Genomic DNA, 16246 nt, shown 5'->3' with positions numbered 1-16246 from the left:
GGCGGGACGTGACGGGTAGAGGTAAAGCTGCCGGCCGGCGATATCGATCTTCGCTGGCCGCGGCAGTGGTTATCGGCGTAGCGCTGGCCGCGAGCCTTTTGCCGGTCACGGCCACCGCGGCCGAGAACGGCACGGCTGCGCCAGAGGCCATTACCGTCGAAGGCAATCGCCGGATCGACGCGGATACCGTCCGCTCTTATTTCCATCCCAACGCCGAAGGGCGGTACGACGAGATGGCGCGCGACGCGGCGCTGAAGGCGCTGATCGCCACCGGCCTGTTCGACGATGTCAAGATCGAACGGGCGGGCAACCGGCTCGTCGTTCATCTCGTCGAAGCGAAGGTGCTCGAACGTGTCGCCTTCGAGGGCAATAAGAAGATCAAGGACGAGGAGCTCTCCGGGCTCGTCCAGTCCAAGGCACGCGGCTCACTGCAGCGGGCGACGGTGCAGGCGGATGTCGGACGGATCCTCGATGCCTACCGGCACAAAGGACGCGATGATGTCACGGTCGTACCGGAGGTCATCGACCGCGGCAACGACCGGGTCGATCTCGTCTACACGATCAATGAAGGCAAGAAGACCCCGGTGAAGCGGATCATCTTCGTCGGCAATCACGCCTTCGGCGACCGGCAGCTCAAGGCCGTCATCAACACGTCGGCCTCGTCTCTGATTACGCTTCTGACCGGCGCCGACGTGTATGATCCTGACCGCATCAATGACGACCGCGAGAAGCTACGAAACTACTACCGCAATCACGGATACGCGGATGCGAGCGTGACGGATGCGCACGCGGAATACGATCCGACGATAAAGGGTTTCATCGTCACCTTTGCCATCGATGAAGGACAGCTCTACCGTTTCGGCGACATCAGCATCGCCTCGAACGTAGCGGGGCTGAACAGCGACAAGCTCAAGCGTCTCTTGGTAGCGCGCAGCGGGGTGGTCTTCGACGGCAGCGCTCTGGATAAGACCAGCGAGGCGCTCTCCGTCGAAATGGCAAAGCTCGGCTACCCCTTCGCGCATGCGGCGCCTCGCATGATGCGGAATGCGGAAGCACGCAAAATCGATGTGGCGTTCGTCATCGATGAGGGAGAGCGAGCCTATCTCGAGCGCATCGAAATTCACGGCAATACGCGCACCCGCGACTATGTCATCCGGCGCGAGTTCGACATCGCCGAGGGCGACGCCTACAACAAGGCCCTGATCGACCGCGCCGAGCGGCGGCTGAAGAACCTGAACTACTTTAAGACGGTCAAGATCACGACGAGGCCTGGCTCGACGTCCGACCGTGTGGTGCTCGACGTCGAAGCCGACGATCAGGCGACCGGCGACTTTTCCGTTTCGGGCGGCTACTCCACGACCGATGGCTGGCTGGGCGAGGTCAAAATCGGCGATCGCAATTTCTATGGCATGGGCGACATCGTTCAGGCCTCGGTGAGCTACGGCCAATATGCGCAAGGCGCCAACCTCTCGGCCACCGATCCGGACCTCTTCGGCAATCATGTCTCCGGAGGAGGCGAGCTATTCTACCGTCAGGCCTTTTCCAGCCCCTATCAGTCCTACGGCAGCAATACTTACGGCATGAACCTTTCGCTGGGCACGCCGATCACCGAACAGACCAGCGCGCTGTGGCGCTATTCGCTTTACGACCAGAACGTCACGCTCGCGCCGGGCACCTCGGCCGCGACCGTGTCCCTGCCGATCCGGCAGGCTGCGGCAGCCGGGCCGCAGCTCGTCTCGGCGGTCGGCGATACCGTGACCTACAACTCGCTCGACAATAACAAGATGCCGACCAGCGGCTTCAACTCGCAGCTACGCCAGGATCTCGCGGGACTGGGCGGGGACGTCAAGTTCCTGCGAACCTCGGAGGACGTTCGCTACTACCAGTCGCTTGGCAGCGACCTCGTGGCGATGGTGCGCGGCCAAGGCGGCTACATCACGGGCTGGGGCGGGCAGCAGGTGCCGCTGATGAACAGCTTCTTCGGAGGCCCCAGCATGGTGCGCGGCTTTGCCCCCAATGGCTTCGGTCCCCGCGACCTGACGCCCGGCTCGACCATGGACAATGTCGGGGGCAGCATGTACTGGGCCACCACCGCCGAATTGCAGAGCGGCATTCCCGGCGTGCCCGATGAATACGGTTTGAGAGCTTCGGCCTTTGTCGATGCCGGCAGCGTCTTCGGCTACAAGGGGCCGACCACCTTCTCCGGCCAGACCGCGCAGATCGCCAATGCCAATACCATCCGCTCGTCGGTTGGTGTCGGCCTGACCTGGGCCTCGCCCTTCGGCGCACTGACGGCGAGTTACGCGGCGCCGCTCAGCAAGGCCGCTTATGACGTGGTGCAACCGTTCAACTTTACCGCCGGACCCTCCTTTTAGGTGCAACGCATCCAAATCCGATCTCAACGAAAGTCTATCTGAACGCAGGTTGCTCACGGGAACTCGCCGGACACCGGTCCGTTTTCTTCACTCCACCCACACGGAGGAGATCATGTCATGAGGAAATGGCAGCGCGAATCCGTCTTGGATATGTACAATCTGCTGCTCGCGGCAGTGTTGATCGTTTCGCCCTGGCTTTTCAAAATGACCAATGCGCCGGGGAAGTTCGACTTGTGGGCGAGCGGCGCGGTTATCGCAGTGGTTTCGCTGGCGGCCATCATCGCCTATAAAGATTGGGAAGAATGGGCCAACTTCCTGCTCGGCCTTTGGCTGATCGTGTCGCCGTGGCTATTGGGATTTGCGCATACCCGTGCGATGCACTTCAGCATCGGCATCGGCGTCATTGTGGCCTTTCTGGCAATACTCGATCTTTGGCTGCACTATGATGCCGCGCACTTCAGCCCATCGCATCCGGACCAGACTTCGAGCCAGCATTGACGGGGCAACGTCCGCCGTGCCGTCGCGGCACGGCGAACGCTGTGGATAACGAGGCTTAGGAGATCAGGAGTCGGTCGGCGACGTCCCTTGGATTTTTTCCAGGACGCGCCGACCGCGACTGCTCTTTTCCGTCGCAAAACCGTAGATCAGCGCCAGCCTATCGAGGCATTCCTTGAAGCGCCGCGCGAAATAGTCGTTCCAGCGCTGGCTCTTCACACCGCGGCGCTGTCCGACCTGCTCCATGGTCATGCCCTGGATCAGGACATCATGGACCAGCGCTGAGCCGTCGGCGCCGAGCTCGCGTTCGCAACGGTTGAGCCGCAGCACGGCCTTGCGCTGGCTTTCCGTGATCGGCTCGCGCATCTGGGCGCCATCGACATATTCGCGACTCGGATCGACCGCCTGCGGCCCGCGCTCCGCTCGTTCCCAATCATTCTGGAATGCGCGGCCGCCCTGATACTGCGCCTCGTCGATCTGGCGATGCGACTGCAGCCGGCCCAGCGGATCGTTGCGGATCGAGCGCAAGGCGACGATCTTCTCGCCCGGACGCAGCGCAAAGGGATCATCCACTTCGACACTTGCGACCTCCGCGTTGAGCGGCAGGTCGCGAGCCCGTCGATCGTACATTTTCGCGAGCCGATAGGATCTGCTACGCTTGGCTCTCGCCACCACTGCCTCCTGTTTGTTCCGAGAATGGATGATGGGACCGACGAAAGCCGTTACGCCGCCTGCACGAGCCGCAGCACGACCGGTCCGATGACCCGCTCGGGCTGCGCCTCGGTCGCGCGCGTCAGGTGAAAATGCGGCGCGCAATAGCATGATCCGGCAAGCGTAGGATGGCCGCAGAAGGTGATCGGCTCGTTGTCCTTGTCGCCACCATAGGGGTAACGGCACTCGGACGCATCGAGATCGACCAGCGATATAAGCCGCGGGCTGATGCCCACACAGCGAAGCTTCGCGGGCGCCGCCCGCCCCTGCACCGTTGCAGTCGTCGTCACTCCCTGCGGCGGCTCCGTCATCTTGGGCCGGCGCGGCTTGCGGGCTTTGTGGAGATCGGGGTTTGCCGCCCGTTTGGGCCGCTTGGGAGCGGCCAGTCCCATGCGCTTGCTACGGCCGATCGTCGCGTTGCGGGTATAGGCGGTTCCGAATTTCGCATTGAGCTCTCGGGCGATCTCCGCAAAGGACATGCCGAGAGCCAGGTAGTCACGCAGCGCCTTGCAATGTTCCGGCGCCCAATTGTCTGCTTGCATTTTCTTGCCTTTCTTGGCGCTCCGACCCGCCCGGGTGGAATCGCGCCCAGGCAGGTAAATTTCTGATATTCCGAATTATAAGTCAAGCTTGATTTCTGATAATCGTAATTGCTATATTTTCGGAAATTCGGGAAGGAGTCGTGCCATGCTGGACGTTGCAATGATTGAGCGGGGACTGCAGAAGCCGGGCAAGACCAAGGGCGGGCTTGCGCGCGCCATGGGCGTCCGCCCCGGCGCCGTATCGGAAATCCTGGGCGGTCAGCGCCTGATCAAGGCCTCCGAGATCGGCCCGATTATGGAATATCTGGAGCTGAATTCGGTGCCCATCATGGGCCGGATCGGCGCCGGGGCCGTGATCGAGCCGGAAAACGAGCAGGTTCCGCCGGAGGGGCTGGGCGAGGTCGAACTGCCCTTCCCGATCTCGGAGGAAACCATCGCCTTCGAAGTCGCCGGCGACTCCATGCTGCCGAAATACGAAAGCGGCGACGTCATCGTGGTCTATCGCGAGCAGTGTCATCCGCTGACGAGCTTCTATGGCCAAGAGGCCGCGGTACGCCTGAAGACCGGCGAGCGATATTTGAAGACGATCGAGCGCGGCAAATCCCCCACTCTCGTCAATCTGACGAGCTTCAATGCCAAGCCGATCAACGGCGTCAAGCTCGAATGGATCGGCGAGATCTGCGTGACCCTGCCGCGGGCGCAGATCGAGCGAATGCGTTCGCGCGCCGCCGCCCGTACCCGCAAGGCGACGAGGGCGCAAAGCGTGCGCGCGGCGGAGAGGTAAGCCTGCGCCAGGGGGAAAAGACAGGCTGATTCGCCCGGCAGGCTCGACCGAAACCGAGCCCGCAATGACCGGATTACGGCTTTCAGAATTTTCTGCTTGATAATTTCTGATTTTCAGAAATAATGGCCGCAAGCTTGATTCCGCAGAAGGCACTAATAGCCCGCATGCAATATTTCGTCGTGATGATCGACTATGGCCGTCGTGGCCCTGAGGCCGTTGTCGACCCCGAGATCACAGGGCACGAGGTCATCGCGCGCATCGCCTCCGGCGAATACGAGAATATCAGCTTCATTCACGAGATCGCGGATCGCGCGGTCGAGGACGTCACCGAGGAAATTCTCGCCGAGGCCGCGCTCCCGGAGGTGGCGAGCGCGGAAGCCGACCTGCAGGCCGGCTGCTTTGACCACGCGCGCGATCTGCGCAAGCACGAGGCGGTCTGACGAGTTCTGCACCGTGAAGGGGCAAAAATGTTGTTGCGCCGCAAGGTCAGGCCGCGGGCGGCATTGCGCACATCAGCATTAAACACTCACCACATTGGAACTCCGGTTGTGCAGGCGTGTTTTGCAAGGAAATGCACGCCGAAGAAACCACCACATTCGCAGCCACTGCGCTCGCCAAGGTTACGAAACGGCTCGTTCCGTTCCTGATCGTCTGTTATTTCGTCGCCTATCTCGACCGCGTCAATGTGGGCTTTGCCGCCCTCACGATGAACCAGGACCTCGGCCTGTCGCAGACCGCGTTCGGATTTGGCGCCGGAATCTTCTTTATCGCCTATTTCATTTTCGAAGTGCCCTCCAACCTGCTGCTCGAGCGCTTCGGCGCGCGCAAATGGATCGCGCGCATCATGCTGAGTTGGGGCATTCTCTCGGGCCTGATGGCGTTCATTCCGAACATTGCCCGCGCCACCGGGCTCGGCAACGAAACCACCTTCTATCTGCTGCGCGTCCTGCTGGGTGCGGCGGAAGCCGGCTTCTTCCCCGGCATCATCTTCTATCTGACGCTTTGGTTCCCGACCGAATATCGCGCGCGCATCGTCGGTTACTTCATGGCCGCCATCCCGCTCTCCACCGTGATCGGCGCGCCCATTTCGGGCCTGCTGCTCTATCTGCACGGCGGGCTGGGCTTGGCCGGCTGGCAATGGCTGTTCATCATCGAAGCCGTCCCTGCAATCATCCTTGCCGGCGTCGTCTTTTTCTATCTCACCGACCGGCCGACCGACGCCACCTGGCTCACCAGCGATGAGCGAAGCTGGCTCGCCGAGAAACTGCTCGCGGAGCGGCGTCAGCGCGACGCGGTGCGCCAATACACGGTGGTGGAGGCGCTGTTCAATCCGAAAGTCATCGGCTTGAGCCTGGTTTATTTCGGCGCGGTCGCGACCAATTACGGCTTGAGCTTTTTCCTGCCGCAGATCGTGAAGGCGTTCGGCCTCAACACATTCCTGACGACCCTGGTCTCGGCCGCGCCCTATCTTGTCGGCGTCCTCGGCATGGTCTGGTGGGGCCGCCGCTCCGATCACGTAGGAGAGCGGCGCTTCCATACCGCCATTCCCCTGTTCATTGCCGCAGCCGGGATTGCGATCTCCACCGTGCTCGATGATCCGACGCTCAAGATGGTCGCGTTTTGCATCGCCGGCTTCGGCATTTTCGCGTGCCTGCCGGTGTTCTGGACCCTGCCCACCGCTTTTCTGTCCGGCGCAGCCGCGGCCGCGGGGATTGCCGTGGTCAATTCGATCGGCAACCTCGCGGGCTTTGCCGGCCCCTTCGCGATGGGCTGGATCAGAGATCACACCGGCAGCTACACCGGCGGCTTACTGCTGCTGGCGGGGCTCGGCATCATCGCCACGGGAATCGTGCTGACATTGAGCCACGACGAAACCGTGGAACGCGTGCCTAAGCCCCTGCCCGAATAGGCGGCTCAGACCAGGAAAACCGTGGATCCCGTGGTCTTGCGCGCGGCAAGATCAGCATGCGCCTTCGCGGCATCCTTCAGCGGATAGGTCTGGTTCACCTCGATCTTGACGGCGCCGGACTGAACCACGTCGAACAGTTCCTTGGCCATGGCCACCAGGTTTTCACGTTTTGCGCCATAGGTATTGAGCGTCGGCCGGGTCACGTAGAGCGATCCCTTCTGCGCCAAGAGACCAAGGTTGAGCGGCTCGACGCTGCCGGAGGATTGGCCGAACAACACCGCAAAACCAAGCGGCGCGAGGCAATCGAGCGACTTCAGAAACGTGTCCTTGCCGACGGAGTCATAGACCACCGGCACCTTCTTGCCGCCCGTGATCTCGTCGACACGCTTCACGAAATCCTCGCGCGTATAGATGATGGTGTGGGCGCAGCCGTGCTCCTTGGCAAGCTTTGCCTTCTCCTCGCTGCCCACGGTGCCGATCACGGTCGCGCCGAGGTGCTTCGCCCATTGCGACAGGATGAGCCCGACACCGCCGGCCGCGGCGTGCAGCAGGATGGTATCGCCCGCTTTGACGCGATAGGTCTGGCGGATCAGATATTGCGTTGTCAGGCCCTTCAGCATCATGGCCGCCGCGGTCCTATCGTCGATGCCATCAGGCAATTTGAGCAGGCGATCGGCGGGGATCAGCCGCGCTTCGGCATAGGCACCGAGCGGGGCCGCGCCGTAGGCGATGCGGTCGCCGGGCTTCAGATCGGTGACGCCCGGGCCCACTTCCTCGACCACGCCCGCCCCCTCGCCGCCAAGGCCGCTCGGCAATTGCAGGGGATAAACGCCGGAACGGTGATAGATGTCGATGAAGTTCAGTCCGACCGCCGTGTGACGAATCCGGGCTTCCCCGGGGCCAGGCTTGGCAAGATTGACCTCCTCCCAGACCAGAACCTCCGGCCCGCCGGTCTTGTGAAAGCGGATGGCATGAACCATGACGTTACTCCCTTAAATCGCGTTGACAGAACTATTCGCCGCTGGTGCTCGCAAGCGCCGCGGCATCACGCATCGATGGCATCCTTGATCCGCTTTCGCGTCAGAGGCAAGTCGCGCAGCCGCCTGCCCGTCGCATGCGCAATCGCATTGGCGAGCGAAGCGGCCGCGGGCCCCTGCCCCGTCTCCCCGCTGCCGAGGAATGGCTGGCTCGGCCGGTTGATGATATGCACGTCGATACGATCGGGCACCGCATCAAAGCGCAGGATCGGATAAGTCTGCCAGTCGATGCTGGTGATCCGCTTATCGTCGAAGCTCACGCTCTCGTAAAGCGTCCAGCTCATCGATTGCACGATCGCGCCCTCGACCTGATTGGTCAGCCCGTCGGGATTCACCACCTGACCACTGTCGACGGCGGCGACCGCGCGCACCAGGCGGGCACGGCCGGTTTCGCGGTTGATCTCGACTTCGCTGGCAACCGCGCAATAGGCCGCAAGGTTCTTGTAGCGGGCGAAGGCAAAGCCGAAGCCGCGCCCCGGCGGCGGCCTCTTGCCGGCGCGCCAGCCGAAGCCTTCCGCGGCTTTCGCGATGACGTCGCGGCCGCGCTGATCATCGAGATGTTTCAGCCTGAACTCGACCGGATCGGCGCCGGCAAGATCCGCAAGCTCGTCCATGAAACTCTCGATCGAGAACACGTTGTGATAGGCGCCGAGCGAGCGCATCGCGGAAATCCGCAACGGCATGTCCGGGATGAAGTGGTGCACGACATGCGCATTGGGGAAGGTGTAGAGGGGAATCGCGTTGCGATCGCCGCCTCCCTCCGGCAGCGGAAGCGGCTTGGCCGGCGGCACCGCAAAGGCTTGCGCCATATGCTGCGCGGCCAAAAGGCAGCCGGCGCCGCCTGGGCGCATCGAATGCGTGTTGCTCCACACTTCGAAATTCCAGTCGGCGATCTTGCCGGCAGCGTCGAGCGAGGCCTTCAGCTTGGTCACCATGGCCGGCCCATACGGCTCCCACGCGTGCTCCTGCTCGCGCATCCATTGCACCCGGACCGGCGTGCCGGGCATTGCACGCGCGATCAGCGCGGCATCCGCCGCGGCGTCGTCTGCGCCATTGTGGCCGTAACACCCGGAGCCCTCAGTGTGAATGAGGCGTACGGTGTCCGGCGGCATCCGCAGCATTTGGGCAATCGCCTGGCGATCGGGATAGACGCCTTGCGTATGCGTCCACACCGTCATCTTGCCGTCGACCAGATGCGCGACCGCGCAGGAGGGACCGATCGAACCGTGCGATTGATAGGGACGCGTATAAGTGGCTTGCAGCGTCTTCTGGGCCACGGCCGACGGATCGCTGCGCTGAAAAATGACGGAGTCCTGCGACGGCAATGAAGTCAGAACGGAGGCAAGATCATCTTGTTTCGGAAGGCGCGCGTTCTCCTGCCATTTCGCCGCCGCCGAAAGTGCATTCATGGCCTTGATCGACTGAAACTCCTTGGCCGCGACCACCGCGAGGAAATTGCCGTCGCGCACGACTTTGACCACGCCCGGCATTTTTTCGACGTCGGAGGTGTCGCAATCGATAAGCTGCGCGCCGTAGCTTGGCGGTCGCACCACCCGCGCATGCACCATGCCGGGTAGCCGCATGTCCTGCACATAAGCCTCCCCGCCGGTCACCTTGCCGGGGATATCGACGCGCGGGATCGATCGGTCCATCACCTTGAAGGTTGCGGGGTCCTTAAGCTGCGATTTCGGCTGCGCCTGTACATGCAGCAGATCACCGGCAACGAGTTCGCCATAGCCGACCTGCCGTCCGTCCGGCGCGATCACCGCGCCTTTTTCGGTGCGCAGACTTTCCGCCGGCAGATCGAACCGCTTCGCTGCTTCGCCGAGCAGGAGCGCGCGCGCCTGCGCGGCGGCATTTTGAATCGCCGTGCCGCTGTCCTGCATGGAATGGCTGCCGGCGGTGTAGCCTTCATTGGCGGTCCGGCCGGTGTCGGCCGTAACGACCTTCAGCGAAGCGAAGGCAACGTCAAGCTCTTCGGCGGCGATCTGCTGGAACGCTGTCTTGAAGCCTTGTCCCAGTTCGGCCTTGCCGGTGAAGACGGTGATCGAACCGTCGGCGTCGATCCGAATCCAGGAATCCAGATAGGGCGAGATCTTCAGACTGCCGGGCGGACCCGCGGGGGGCGTCGGGGACGGAACGTCCTGATGCTGAGCAAAGCTTGGGGTCAGCGAGAAACTGACGATCAAGGCGCCGCCACCGACGAGCACGCTGCGACGATCGAGCATGACCGGGCTGTTCATTGCGCGCTCCCTTTTTTCTCAGGGGTCAATTCGGCCGTATCCATCAGACGGGCGGCGCGATGCACCGCGCGCAGGATTCGCATATGCGTGCCGCAGCGGCACAGATGCGGTGCGAGTTCGGCCCGGATCTCGTTATCCGTTGGCTTGGAATTCCGCTGCAACAGCGCTTGGGCCCGCATCATCATGCCGGCGATGCAATAGCCGCATTGCGCCGCCTGCTCTTCCATGAACGCGCGCTGGATCGGCGCCGGCGCCGCAACGCTGCCGAGCCCTTCCAGGGTGGTCACCTGCTTTCCTTCCAGCAGCACCAGCGGCGTGACGCAGGAAAACACCGCCTTGCCATCGACGATCACGGTGCAGGCTCCACACTGCCCGAGACCGCAGCCGAATTTGGCAGCATTCAGCTTCAAATCGTCCCGAAGCACATAGAGCAGTGGTGTATCGGGATCGGCGTCGATCTGGTGATCCTGACCATTGACCTTCAATGTCATCATGGCTCGTCTCGCTGCGTTGGATCTGCAGGCGCGCTGTGGGCACCGGCAGATGTCTGCAGAAAAGCAGTCTGTGTCCGCCTGGCTTCTTCAATGGTCTTCTCGAGGTCGTGCCAGGGCGGCTGACTGGTGAAGCGCGACCGCAGATACTTCAGCAGTGCTGCCGCCTGCCTGTCATTCATGCTCGCGGCAAAGCCGGGCATGATCGGGCTGCGTTCGCCTTCGACAGGCCGCACCCCCGCCAGCACGATATTGGCGAGATTGCGCGGATCGGGAGCGTTGACGGCCGTGCTGAGCGCGAGATTGACCCCGCCATAGGGCGGTTGCCTTCTGCTTTCGTGACACGATGCGCAAGCCGCCGCGTAGATCGCCGCGCCTTCGGGATTGGCCTGCGAGATCTTGCCTTCATCCGGCTTGGCACGGGCAACCACGGCTTCGCGACTGCGCTCCGGCGCCGGCGGGCCAAACACGCCGGCCATGTAGGTCGCGATCGCGTGGACGTCGCTGGCCGGTACGGATGACAGATTGCTCACGACCTGCGCCATCGGCCCACGCGCAGTGCCATGGTCAGGGTGCCAGCCGTTGCGCAAATAGAAATAGAGCGCCTCGGCATCCCACGGCACCGGCGCCGGAGATTGCGCGTTGATGGCATACGCGCTCCAATAGTCCGACTCGCCCCCGGCAAAGGACGCGCTGGCGCGTTCGGCGCCGAGGGCGTTGCGCGGCGTATGACAGGCGCCGCAATGCGCGAGCCCCTCGACCAGATAGGTGCCGCGATTCCACTCCGCGCTCTTGGTGCTGTCCGGCTGATAGGTCTCCTGGCGCAGGAACAGAAGCTTCCACCCCGCCACGACCACACGCTGATTGAGCGGAAATGGCAGCTCATTGGCCCGCGCCGGCGCGACCACCGGCTCGCGCGTCATCAGAAAAGCGTAGAGCGCGCGGTCGTCGTCGTCCGTAACGTTGGTGAAGTGATCATAGGGAAAGGTCGGATAAAGATGATGCCCCTCGCGGTCGACGCCTGTGCGCATCGCACGACGGAATGCCTCCTCCGACCAGCGGCCAATGCCAGTCTCCGGATCGGGAGTGATGTTGGTCGAAAAGATCGTGCCGAACGGCGTCGGCACCGCAAGGCCGCCGGCAAAATCCTTAGCCCCGCGGATGGTGTGACAATCATTGCAATTGCCGAGCGCCGCGAGCTCGCGGCCGCGCTTGACGATCTCCGGATCGAAGGATTGGCGTGCGGCCGGGTCGATCGCAGCAATCGCCGGTCGCCACGCGATCGCAAAAGCGAATGCTGCACCGCCAATAACCAGCGCCGCGATAACGCCCCCAATGATGCCTGATGTTCTCATTTGTCCCAGCGGGCTTTTTCAAGGTTCCTAGCACAACCGCCCGCCGCTTGCCGACGAGCGCCTGCCCCGCTCACCGCCTGTTGATTTTTGCCGGCTCGCTGATCCTTCCTCGCGTCAGAGGAACCCGCATTAGCCTCTGGCGTTCCTTCGAGTACACAGCCGAGAGACCACACAATGGTCAGAGAGAGCCCGGCCGAATCCGCACCGCCGCCAAAACAGGACGTCTATCCGGCCGAGAAGGCGCGTGGCGGCGAGATCATCCTGAATACGCCGGCCCGGCGTTGGATCTTTATCGCCGGGCTCGCCGGCGCGGTGGTGCTGGTCCTCGTGCTCAGCTTCCTTCGCTGAGGAACGACGCAGATGCGCAGCCGCAAACGATCAGCATTGATGAATGTCTCCGCTCTGCTGGAAATAGGTGGCCATGCCGCGATGGGCGCTGCGCTCGGCCTCACCTTTGCGTTGACTTTGATGTTCTTCGACAGGTTCGGCCTCAAGCCGCTCATCGCCCACAGCGTCGATCCGCAATGGACCGCCGTCGTCTTTGCCGGCATATTCACGCTGGTGTTCGCCGTTGGTGCAACCTTGACCGGCTTTGTGCTGACCCAGATGGACAAGCACGAGGGCTCTGCGGATCAATAAATTCCCGCCCTCAAAGCGCGCCGCGTCGGCGAAGGCCTTCAGCCGCATTCGTGTCGCGCTACGCGATGCCTCGATTTCGCCTTCGATTCTAGCGAGTTGTGGCGACGTTAGAACATCTCGCCGATGTTACAAGAATATCACAGCTAGCGACAATGTCGCTCTGTTCCGGCTCTGTTCGAAAGAGTTGATGAGCCCTATCCGACCACCGCAGCTAGATTTCGCCCGGGCTGGGGTTCGCCACGCTTTCGCTTGCGAGGGAGAGCCGAAATGCCAGCCTACATTCATTATCATGACATCGAGATGGCTCCCGTCCTTTGCCCCGGCTGCGTCGGGCCGTTGCCCATGTACGTCCGTGAGGTCGAGCCACATTGGAGCAAAGAGAAGATCGATCTCGTCTACGAATGCGCTGATTGCGGCGCCGAAGTGCGCCAGACCGTCAGACGCCTTCAACTGGCGCATTGAGCGCGTTGCGCGTTATAGCCATAGCTGCGCGGGAGCTCGCATCGAGTCAGACGTCTGTCGGTGAGGTTCGCCCGACGAGGCCTGTAAACCGGAGAAGCCTCCTCGTGTTCATGCCCTAGCGCGTGGGCGACGGCTCTTCCACCGCGCCAAGATTGCATTCTCGGAAATGATACGCGATCTCGGCAAGCGCACGCTGCTCCCATTCTTCCGCCTGGGCCAGCCAGAAGGATCGGCGCGCGGAATCCAGCGCCGCGCGCTCTCGGCAGATATATTCCTGACTGCGCATCTCCGCGAGCCTGTTCATGCCTCCCACTCCGTCGTGTGAAGCTCGTCCGCAGAGACAACTGTAGCAGAGCGGGATAGCACTGTCCCCTGCGTGCAATGCGGAATCTCATGGCAGGCCAGCACCGCACCACTCGCAGCGCAGCAAGTTGACGAGAAGTCTAAGACCAGCCGCGCCTGCGGAGCGCCCGTAATCAGCGCCGCACGTAACAATGGAACGCGCCGTAGATCCCCGACCGATCCAATTCATAGCCGATCTCGCTGCGCTCTTCGTTACGTCGCCAGAGTTCGCGCAAGGACGCGAAGGTTTCGCCTTCGAGCGGCGACTTCGTGCTTGCCGTGCGGAAGATAACGCGGACGTCGTCACTGCCGGCGCGATCGATAGTGTCCCACAGGGCTCGGATCTCGTCCGCGCTCATCCAATCTTGCGAATCGAGCAGCACCACCGCATCGACTTCCCGCGCGGGAAGACTTTCCAGGAACTGCCGAAGACCGGCATGCACCGGAATGATGACACCTGCACCATTGCGCATCCGCGCAAACTGCCGCCTCTGCAGGTAAGGTGGCAGGCAACGATCGCCGGGGCCCGGATAGCGGCGACGCAGCGCCTGCCAGGCAAAATAATTGTCATCGCTGGGCTGCCCGGTAATCAGGCGCAACAGCCGATGATACAGCACCTCGTTGAGCGGCGCGCCGCCTCCGAGCCAGGCCCGCTGCTGCGGCGGAATGCCGAGGCCGAACAAAAGCGCCGGCGTTCTCGTCAACAGGCGCGCTGCTTGGGAATGGAAAAGACGATCGAGCCGCGCGAGCGCCTCGATCCGCTCCGATGAATTGATGTCTTTAGTCAACAAGGCCTCGAGATCGATCCGCGCGAGCTTCGCCACAAAATGGGCGAGCCCGATGAAGCGGCCGAGCATGCCGTGCCGGTAAAATCCATTCGTGAAATAGGCATAACGCGGCCGGCCGATGACGTTGCGCTTGTCCCAATAGGCGCGCGCCGCATCATCGAGCACCGGCCGCAGGCGCTTCCGATAGAGTTGCGCGTTAGCCGGCGATGCCGCTTCACCAAAGAACTGCCAGAATTCCGAATAGCTGGAGAAGGCGCGGATGCCCGCAAGCTTGAGCTTGAGCAGCGCGAGATGGGCTTCGTTGAGGTCGACGGCGTAAACCTGGGCCGGCTGCGCGGTCAGATAGGACAGCGCGTTGCAGCCACCTGATGAGATGGTGACAATGGTCGATCCCAACGGCAACTGCAGGGCTGCGAGGTCGGCCTCGGGATCCTCCCAACTCTGAGTGTACACCAGACGGCGGAGCCAGAACGCAAAAGCTCTGTCCCAAACGGTCGTTCCGTCATGCGCGCTGCTGTTCCGCGCTGCGTCCGCGATCAGCCGCGTGTTCATCCGAACCTCAAGTCAGCGATTCGCTCACGCTACAGCGTCTGCGCTGCAGTTTTGCGACAAGGCAGAGGGGCAAGGCGCCGTTGTGAACGGCGCTGTCACATCCCTGTTGCGCGAACCACGCAATGAGGAGATGGACGCCTTCCGATCGAGACCATGCTGCCCATGAAGGATGCCGTGTTCACACTTTCCGCCGGGCGGAGAACGCCATGAGCGCATGGCTCGCCCTGCTTGGCGCTGGGCTCCTCGAGATCGCTTGGGCGCTGGGTCTCAAATATTCCGATGGCTTGACCAGGTTCTGGCCGACCGCTGCAACAGCGGTTGCGATCGTGCTCAGCTTCGCCTTGATGGCCCTGGCGCTCCGTTCCCTACCGTTCGGCACGGCGTATGCGGTGTGGACCGGGATCGGTGCGGTCGGCAGCATTCTCGTTGGCATGATCCTCTACAGCGAGCCGACCGATCCGGTTCGTCTCATCTGCCTGACGCTGATCGTCGCCGGCATGGTCGGGCTCAAGCTCAATTCGCCCGTCTGATATCCACTGCTGTTCCACAGCTTTCCTCTTCGTGCGGAGGCTTCGCCATGTCTCGGCGCCGCCGAATAGCACCACCGCGATCACGAGCGGTATAAAGTGATAAAGAAAGCGGAACATCAAAAGCGCAGCGAGCAAGGGCTCGCGACTTTCACCGCCAAGTCCGATCAGGATGGTCGCGTCGAACACGCCCAATCCGGCAGGCGCATGGCTGACGAAGCCGAGCAAGGTTGCCGCAATGAACACCGCGAGCAGCCGAAACAGCCTGATATCGAGGCCCTCGGGTATCAGCACATACATCGCCACGGCTGCCGTCGTGAGATCCAGCAATCCGACCACGATCTGCAGCAACACCAGCGGGCCGGAGGGAAGCCGCACTAGCCAGCGGCTCTTTCCGAGATGGCGCGGATTCAGCCAGCTCCAGATCACAAAGCCGCCCACGGCGCCCAACAACAGCAGCGCCAGCACGCGATTGGCCGTCGGCGAAAGATGATCGATGACGCCAATTGCCACAGGCTCGTACAGCAGGCTGAACCCCAGCGCCGTCATATTGCCAAGCCAGAATGTGAGCCCGGTGAGAAAGCAGATATTGGCGACCCCAAAGGCGGAAAGGCCCTTGGCGGAATAGATCCGATAGCGAATCACCGGAGAGATCAGCGCCACGGCTCCAAGCCCGTGGGCGATCGGATAGCTGGTGAAGCTGGCCAGTGCCGCGATACGGTAAGGCACGTCCTTGCGTCCCATCGTGTGCAGCGCCAACAAGTCGTAAAGCGTGATGCTGCCGTAGGAAGCCGTTACCAAAATCAATGAGAGGGCAATCACACTGACGTCAGTACCGCGAATGATGGCGAATACTTCTTCGTATCGAATGTTTCGAAGCGCATGGGTCAGCGCAAACACCGCGAGGCCGCCGATCGCAATGCTGAGGATCGTGCCGCCCAGGCGCTTAAACCTGCGAGCACGCGTGAACCTCTTTTGCAGCCAATCGGGATTC

17 protein-coding genes are annotated in these 16246 nt (G+C 62.4%); 9 read left to right on the top strand and 8 right to left on the bottom strand.

The genetic code is table 11. The features are described 5' to 3' along the window. Positions 1 to 65: 65 nt before the first annotated feature. Both bamA and P6U23_RS08555 read left to right on the top strand, forming a co-directional pair. On the top strand, positions 66 to 2375 hold the full coding sequence (gene bamA / locus P6U23_RS08560; RefSeq protein ID WP_407179108.1) for an outer membrane protein assembly factor BamA: 2310 nt from the start codon (positions 66 to 68) through the stop codon (positions 2373 to 2375). Positions 2376 to 2492: 117 nt separating this feature from the next. Further along, the gene (locus P6U23_RS08555; protein WP_407179107.1) at positions 2493 to 2873 is read left to right on the top strand and encodes an SPW repeat protein; all 381 of its coding nucleotides are present in this window, start codon (positions 2493 to 2495) and stop codon (positions 2871 to 2873) included. A gap of 63 nt (positions 2874 to 2936) precedes the next feature. Here P6U23_RS08555 and P6U23_RS08550 read toward each other — a convergent pair whose 3' ends face one another. Both P6U23_RS08550 and P6U23_RS08545 read right to left on the bottom strand, forming a co-directional pair. After that, positions 2937 to 3542 carry a hypothetical protein gene (locus tag P6U23_RS08550; protein ID WP_407179106.1) on the bottom strand — a complete coding sequence of 202 codons (606 nt, stop codon included), beginning with the start codon at positions 3540 to 3542 and terminating at the stop codon, positions 2937 to 2939. A gap of 50 nt (positions 3543 to 3592) precedes the next feature. Then, on the bottom strand, positions 3593 to 4123 hold the full coding sequence (locus P6U23_RS08545; RefSeq protein ID WP_407179105.1) for a GcrA family cell cycle regulator: 531 nt from the start codon (positions 4121 to 4123) through the stop codon (positions 3593 to 3595). A gap of 145 nt (positions 4124 to 4268) precedes the next feature. On the opposite strand from P6U23_RS08545, the gene P6U23_RS08540 reads away from it, so the two are divergent. The 3 genes from P6U23_RS08540 to P6U23_RS08530 all read left to right on the top strand — a co-directional run bounded on the left by P6U23_RS08540 (position 4269) and on the right by P6U23_RS08530 (position 6816). Then, the gene (locus P6U23_RS08540; RefSeq protein WP_407179104.1) at positions 4269 to 4907 is read left to right on the top strand and encodes a S24 family peptidase; all 639 of its coding nucleotides are present in this window, start codon (positions 4269 to 4271) and stop codon (positions 4905 to 4907) included. Positions 4908 to 5071: 164 nt separating this feature from the next. After that, complete coding sequence (locus tag P6U23_RS08535; RefSeq protein ID WP_407179103.1) at positions 5072 to 5347, top strand: hypothetical protein; 276 nt, start codon at positions 5072 to 5074, stop codon at positions 5345 to 5347. A gap of 131 nt (positions 5348 to 5478) precedes the next feature. Beyond that, the gene (locus tag P6U23_RS08530) at positions 5479 to 6816 is read left to right on the top strand and encodes an MFS transporter (RefSeq protein WP_407179102.1); all 1338 of its coding nucleotides are present in this window, start codon (positions 5479 to 5481) and stop codon (positions 6814 to 6816) included. 5 nt (positions 6817 to 6821) lie between these two features. Here the strand turns inward: P6U23_RS08530 and P6U23_RS08525 are convergent, their stop codons facing one another. From P6U23_RS08525 to P6U23_RS08510, 4 genes are all read right to left on the bottom strand, one after another. Further along, positions 6822 to 7796, bottom strand: a complete 975-nt coding sequence (locus P6U23_RS08525) for a quinone oxidoreductase family protein (protein ID WP_407179101.1) — start codon at positions 7794 to 7796, stop codon at positions 6822 to 6824. 65 nt (positions 7797 to 7861) lie between these two features. After that, the gene (locus P6U23_RS08520; protein ID WP_407179100.1) at positions 7862 to 10096 is read right to left on the bottom strand and encodes a molybdopterin cofactor-binding domain-containing protein; all 2235 of its coding nucleotides are present in this window, start codon (positions 10094 to 10096) and stop codon (positions 7862 to 7864) included. Then, positions 10093 to 10590 carry a (2Fe-2S)-binding protein gene (locus P6U23_RS08515; RefSeq protein WP_407179099.1) on the bottom strand — a complete coding sequence of 166 codons (498 nt, stop codon included), beginning with the start codon at positions 10588 to 10590 and terminating at the stop codon, positions 10093 to 10095. Before P6U23_RS08515 ends, P6U23_RS08520 begins: the two co-directional genes overlap by 4 nt. Next, positions 10587 to 11942, bottom strand: a complete 1356-nt coding sequence (locus P6U23_RS08510) for a c-type cytochrome (protein WP_407179098.1) — start codon at positions 11940 to 11942, stop codon at positions 10587 to 10589. The genes P6U23_RS08515 and P6U23_RS08510 overlap by 4 nt, the downstream gene beginning before the upstream one ends. 174 nt (positions 11943 to 12116) lie before the next feature. Between P6U23_RS08510 and P6U23_RS08505 the strand changes: the two genes are divergently transcribed. The 3 genes from P6U23_RS08505 to P6U23_RS08495 all read left to right on the top strand — a co-directional run bounded on the left by P6U23_RS08505 (position 12117) and on the right by P6U23_RS08495 (position 13043). Then, positions 12117 to 12290: a peptide ABC transporter permease gene (locus P6U23_RS08505; protein ID WP_407179097.1), complete on the top strand. Its 174-nt coding sequence runs from the start codon at positions 12117 to 12119 to the stop codon at positions 12288 to 12290. Positions 12291 to 12329: 39 nt separating this feature from the next. Then, positions 12330 to 12581, top strand: coding sequence for a hypothetical protein (locus P6U23_RS08500; protein ID WP_407179096.1), 252 nt, complete (start codon positions 12330 to 12332; stop codon positions 12579 to 12581). A gap of 267 nt (positions 12582 to 12848) precedes the next feature. Beyond that, positions 12849 to 13043 carry a hypothetical protein gene (locus tag P6U23_RS08495; protein ID WP_407179095.1) on the top strand — a complete coding sequence of 65 codons (195 nt, stop codon included), beginning with the start codon at positions 12849 to 12851 and terminating at the stop codon, positions 13041 to 13043. 115 nt (positions 13044 to 13158) lie between these two features. Here the strand turns inward: P6U23_RS08495 and P6U23_RS08490 are convergent, their stop codons facing one another. After that, positions 13159 to 13347, bottom strand: coding sequence for a hypothetical protein (locus tag P6U23_RS08490; protein WP_407179094.1), 189 nt, complete (start codon positions 13345 to 13347; stop codon positions 13159 to 13161). A gap of 172 nt (positions 13348 to 13519) precedes the next feature. Continuing rightward, positions 13520 to 14725 (bottom strand): DUF3419 family protein, encoded by a 1206-nt coding sequence (locus P6U23_RS08485; RefSeq protein ID WP_407179093.1) that lies wholly within the window; start codon positions 14723 to 14725, stop codon positions 13520 to 13522. Positions 14726 to 14931: 206 nt separating this feature from the next. Here P6U23_RS08485 and P6U23_RS08480 point away from each other — a divergent pair, with 206 nt between their 5' ends. After that, a complete protein-coding gene (locus tag P6U23_RS08480; RefSeq protein WP_407179092.1) occupies positions 14932 to 15255 on the top strand; it encodes a DMT family transporter in 324 nt (107 codons plus the stop codon). Positions 15256 to 16246 lie beyond the last annotated feature (991 nt).

Source organism: Bradyrhizobium sp. STM 3562 (genome assembly GCF_045571435.1).
Lineage (GTDB): Bacteria > Pseudomonadota > Alphaproteobacteria > Rhizobiales > Xanthobacteraceae > Bradyrhizobium.
The sequence above is the reverse complement of the archived record's forward strand: the minus strand, read 5'-3'. Positions and strand labels throughout refer to the sequence as shown.

Excerpts from the sequence above, each read along its gene's own strand:
- P6U23_RS08555 (WP_407179107.1), top strand. The coding sequence starts at position 2,493 with ATGAGGAAATGGCAGCGCGAATCCGTCTTGGATATGTACAATCTGCTG.
- P6U23_RS08545 (WP_407179105.1), bottom strand. The coding sequence starts at position 4,123 with ATGCAAGCAGACAATTGGGCGCCGGAACATTGCAAGGCGCTGCGTGAC.
- P6U23_RS08540 (WP_407179104.1), top strand. The coding sequence starts at position 4,269 with ATGCTGGACGTTGCAATGATTGAGCGGGGACTGCAGAAGCCGGGCAAG.
- P6U23_RS08535 (WP_407179103.1), top strand. The coding sequence starts at position 5,072 with ATGCAATATTTCGTCGTGATGATCGACTATGGCCGTCGTGGCCCTGAG.
- P6U23_RS08530 (WP_407179102.1), top strand. The coding sequence starts at position 5,479 with ATGCACGCCGAAGAAACCACCACATTCGCAGCCACTGCGCTCGCCAAG.
- P6U23_RS08525 (WP_407179101.1), bottom strand. The coding sequence starts at position 7,796 with ATGGTTCATGCCATCCGCTTTCACAAGACCGGCGGGCCGGAGGTTCTG.
- P6U23_RS08520 (WP_407179100.1), bottom strand. The coding sequence starts at position 10,096 with ATGAACAGCCCGGTCATGCTCGATCGTCGCAGCGTGCTCGTCGGTGGC.
- P6U23_RS08515 (WP_407179099.1), bottom strand. The coding sequence starts at position 10,590 with ATGATGACATTGAAGGTCAATGGTCAGGATCACCAGATCGACGCCGAT.
- P6U23_RS08510 (WP_407179098.1), bottom strand. The coding sequence starts at position 11,942 with ATGAGAACATCAGGCATCATTGGGGGCGTTATCGCGGCGCTGGTTATT.
- P6U23_RS08505 (WP_407179097.1), top strand. The coding sequence starts at position 12,117 with ATGGTCAGAGAGAGCCCGGCCGAATCCGCACCGCCGCCAAAACAGGAC.
- P6U23_RS08500 (WP_407179096.1), top strand. The coding sequence starts at position 12,330 with ATGAATGTCTCCGCTCTGCTGGAAATAGGTGGCCATGCCGCGATGGGC.
- P6U23_RS08495 (WP_407179095.1), top strand. The coding sequence starts at position 12,849 with ATGCCAGCCTACATTCATTATCATGACATCGAGATGGCTCCCGTCCTT.
- P6U23_RS08490 (WP_407179094.1), bottom strand. The coding sequence starts at position 13,347 with ATGAACAGGCTCGCGGAGATGCGCAGTCAGGAATATATCTGCCGAGAG.
- P6U23_RS08485 (WP_407179093.1), bottom strand. The coding sequence starts at position 14,725 with ATGAACACGCGGCTGATCGCGGACGCAGCGCGGAACAGCAGCGCGCAT.
- P6U23_RS08480 (WP_407179092.1), top strand. The coding sequence starts at position 14,932 with ATGAGCGCATGGCTCGCCCTGCTTGGCGCTGGGCTCCTCGAGATCGCT.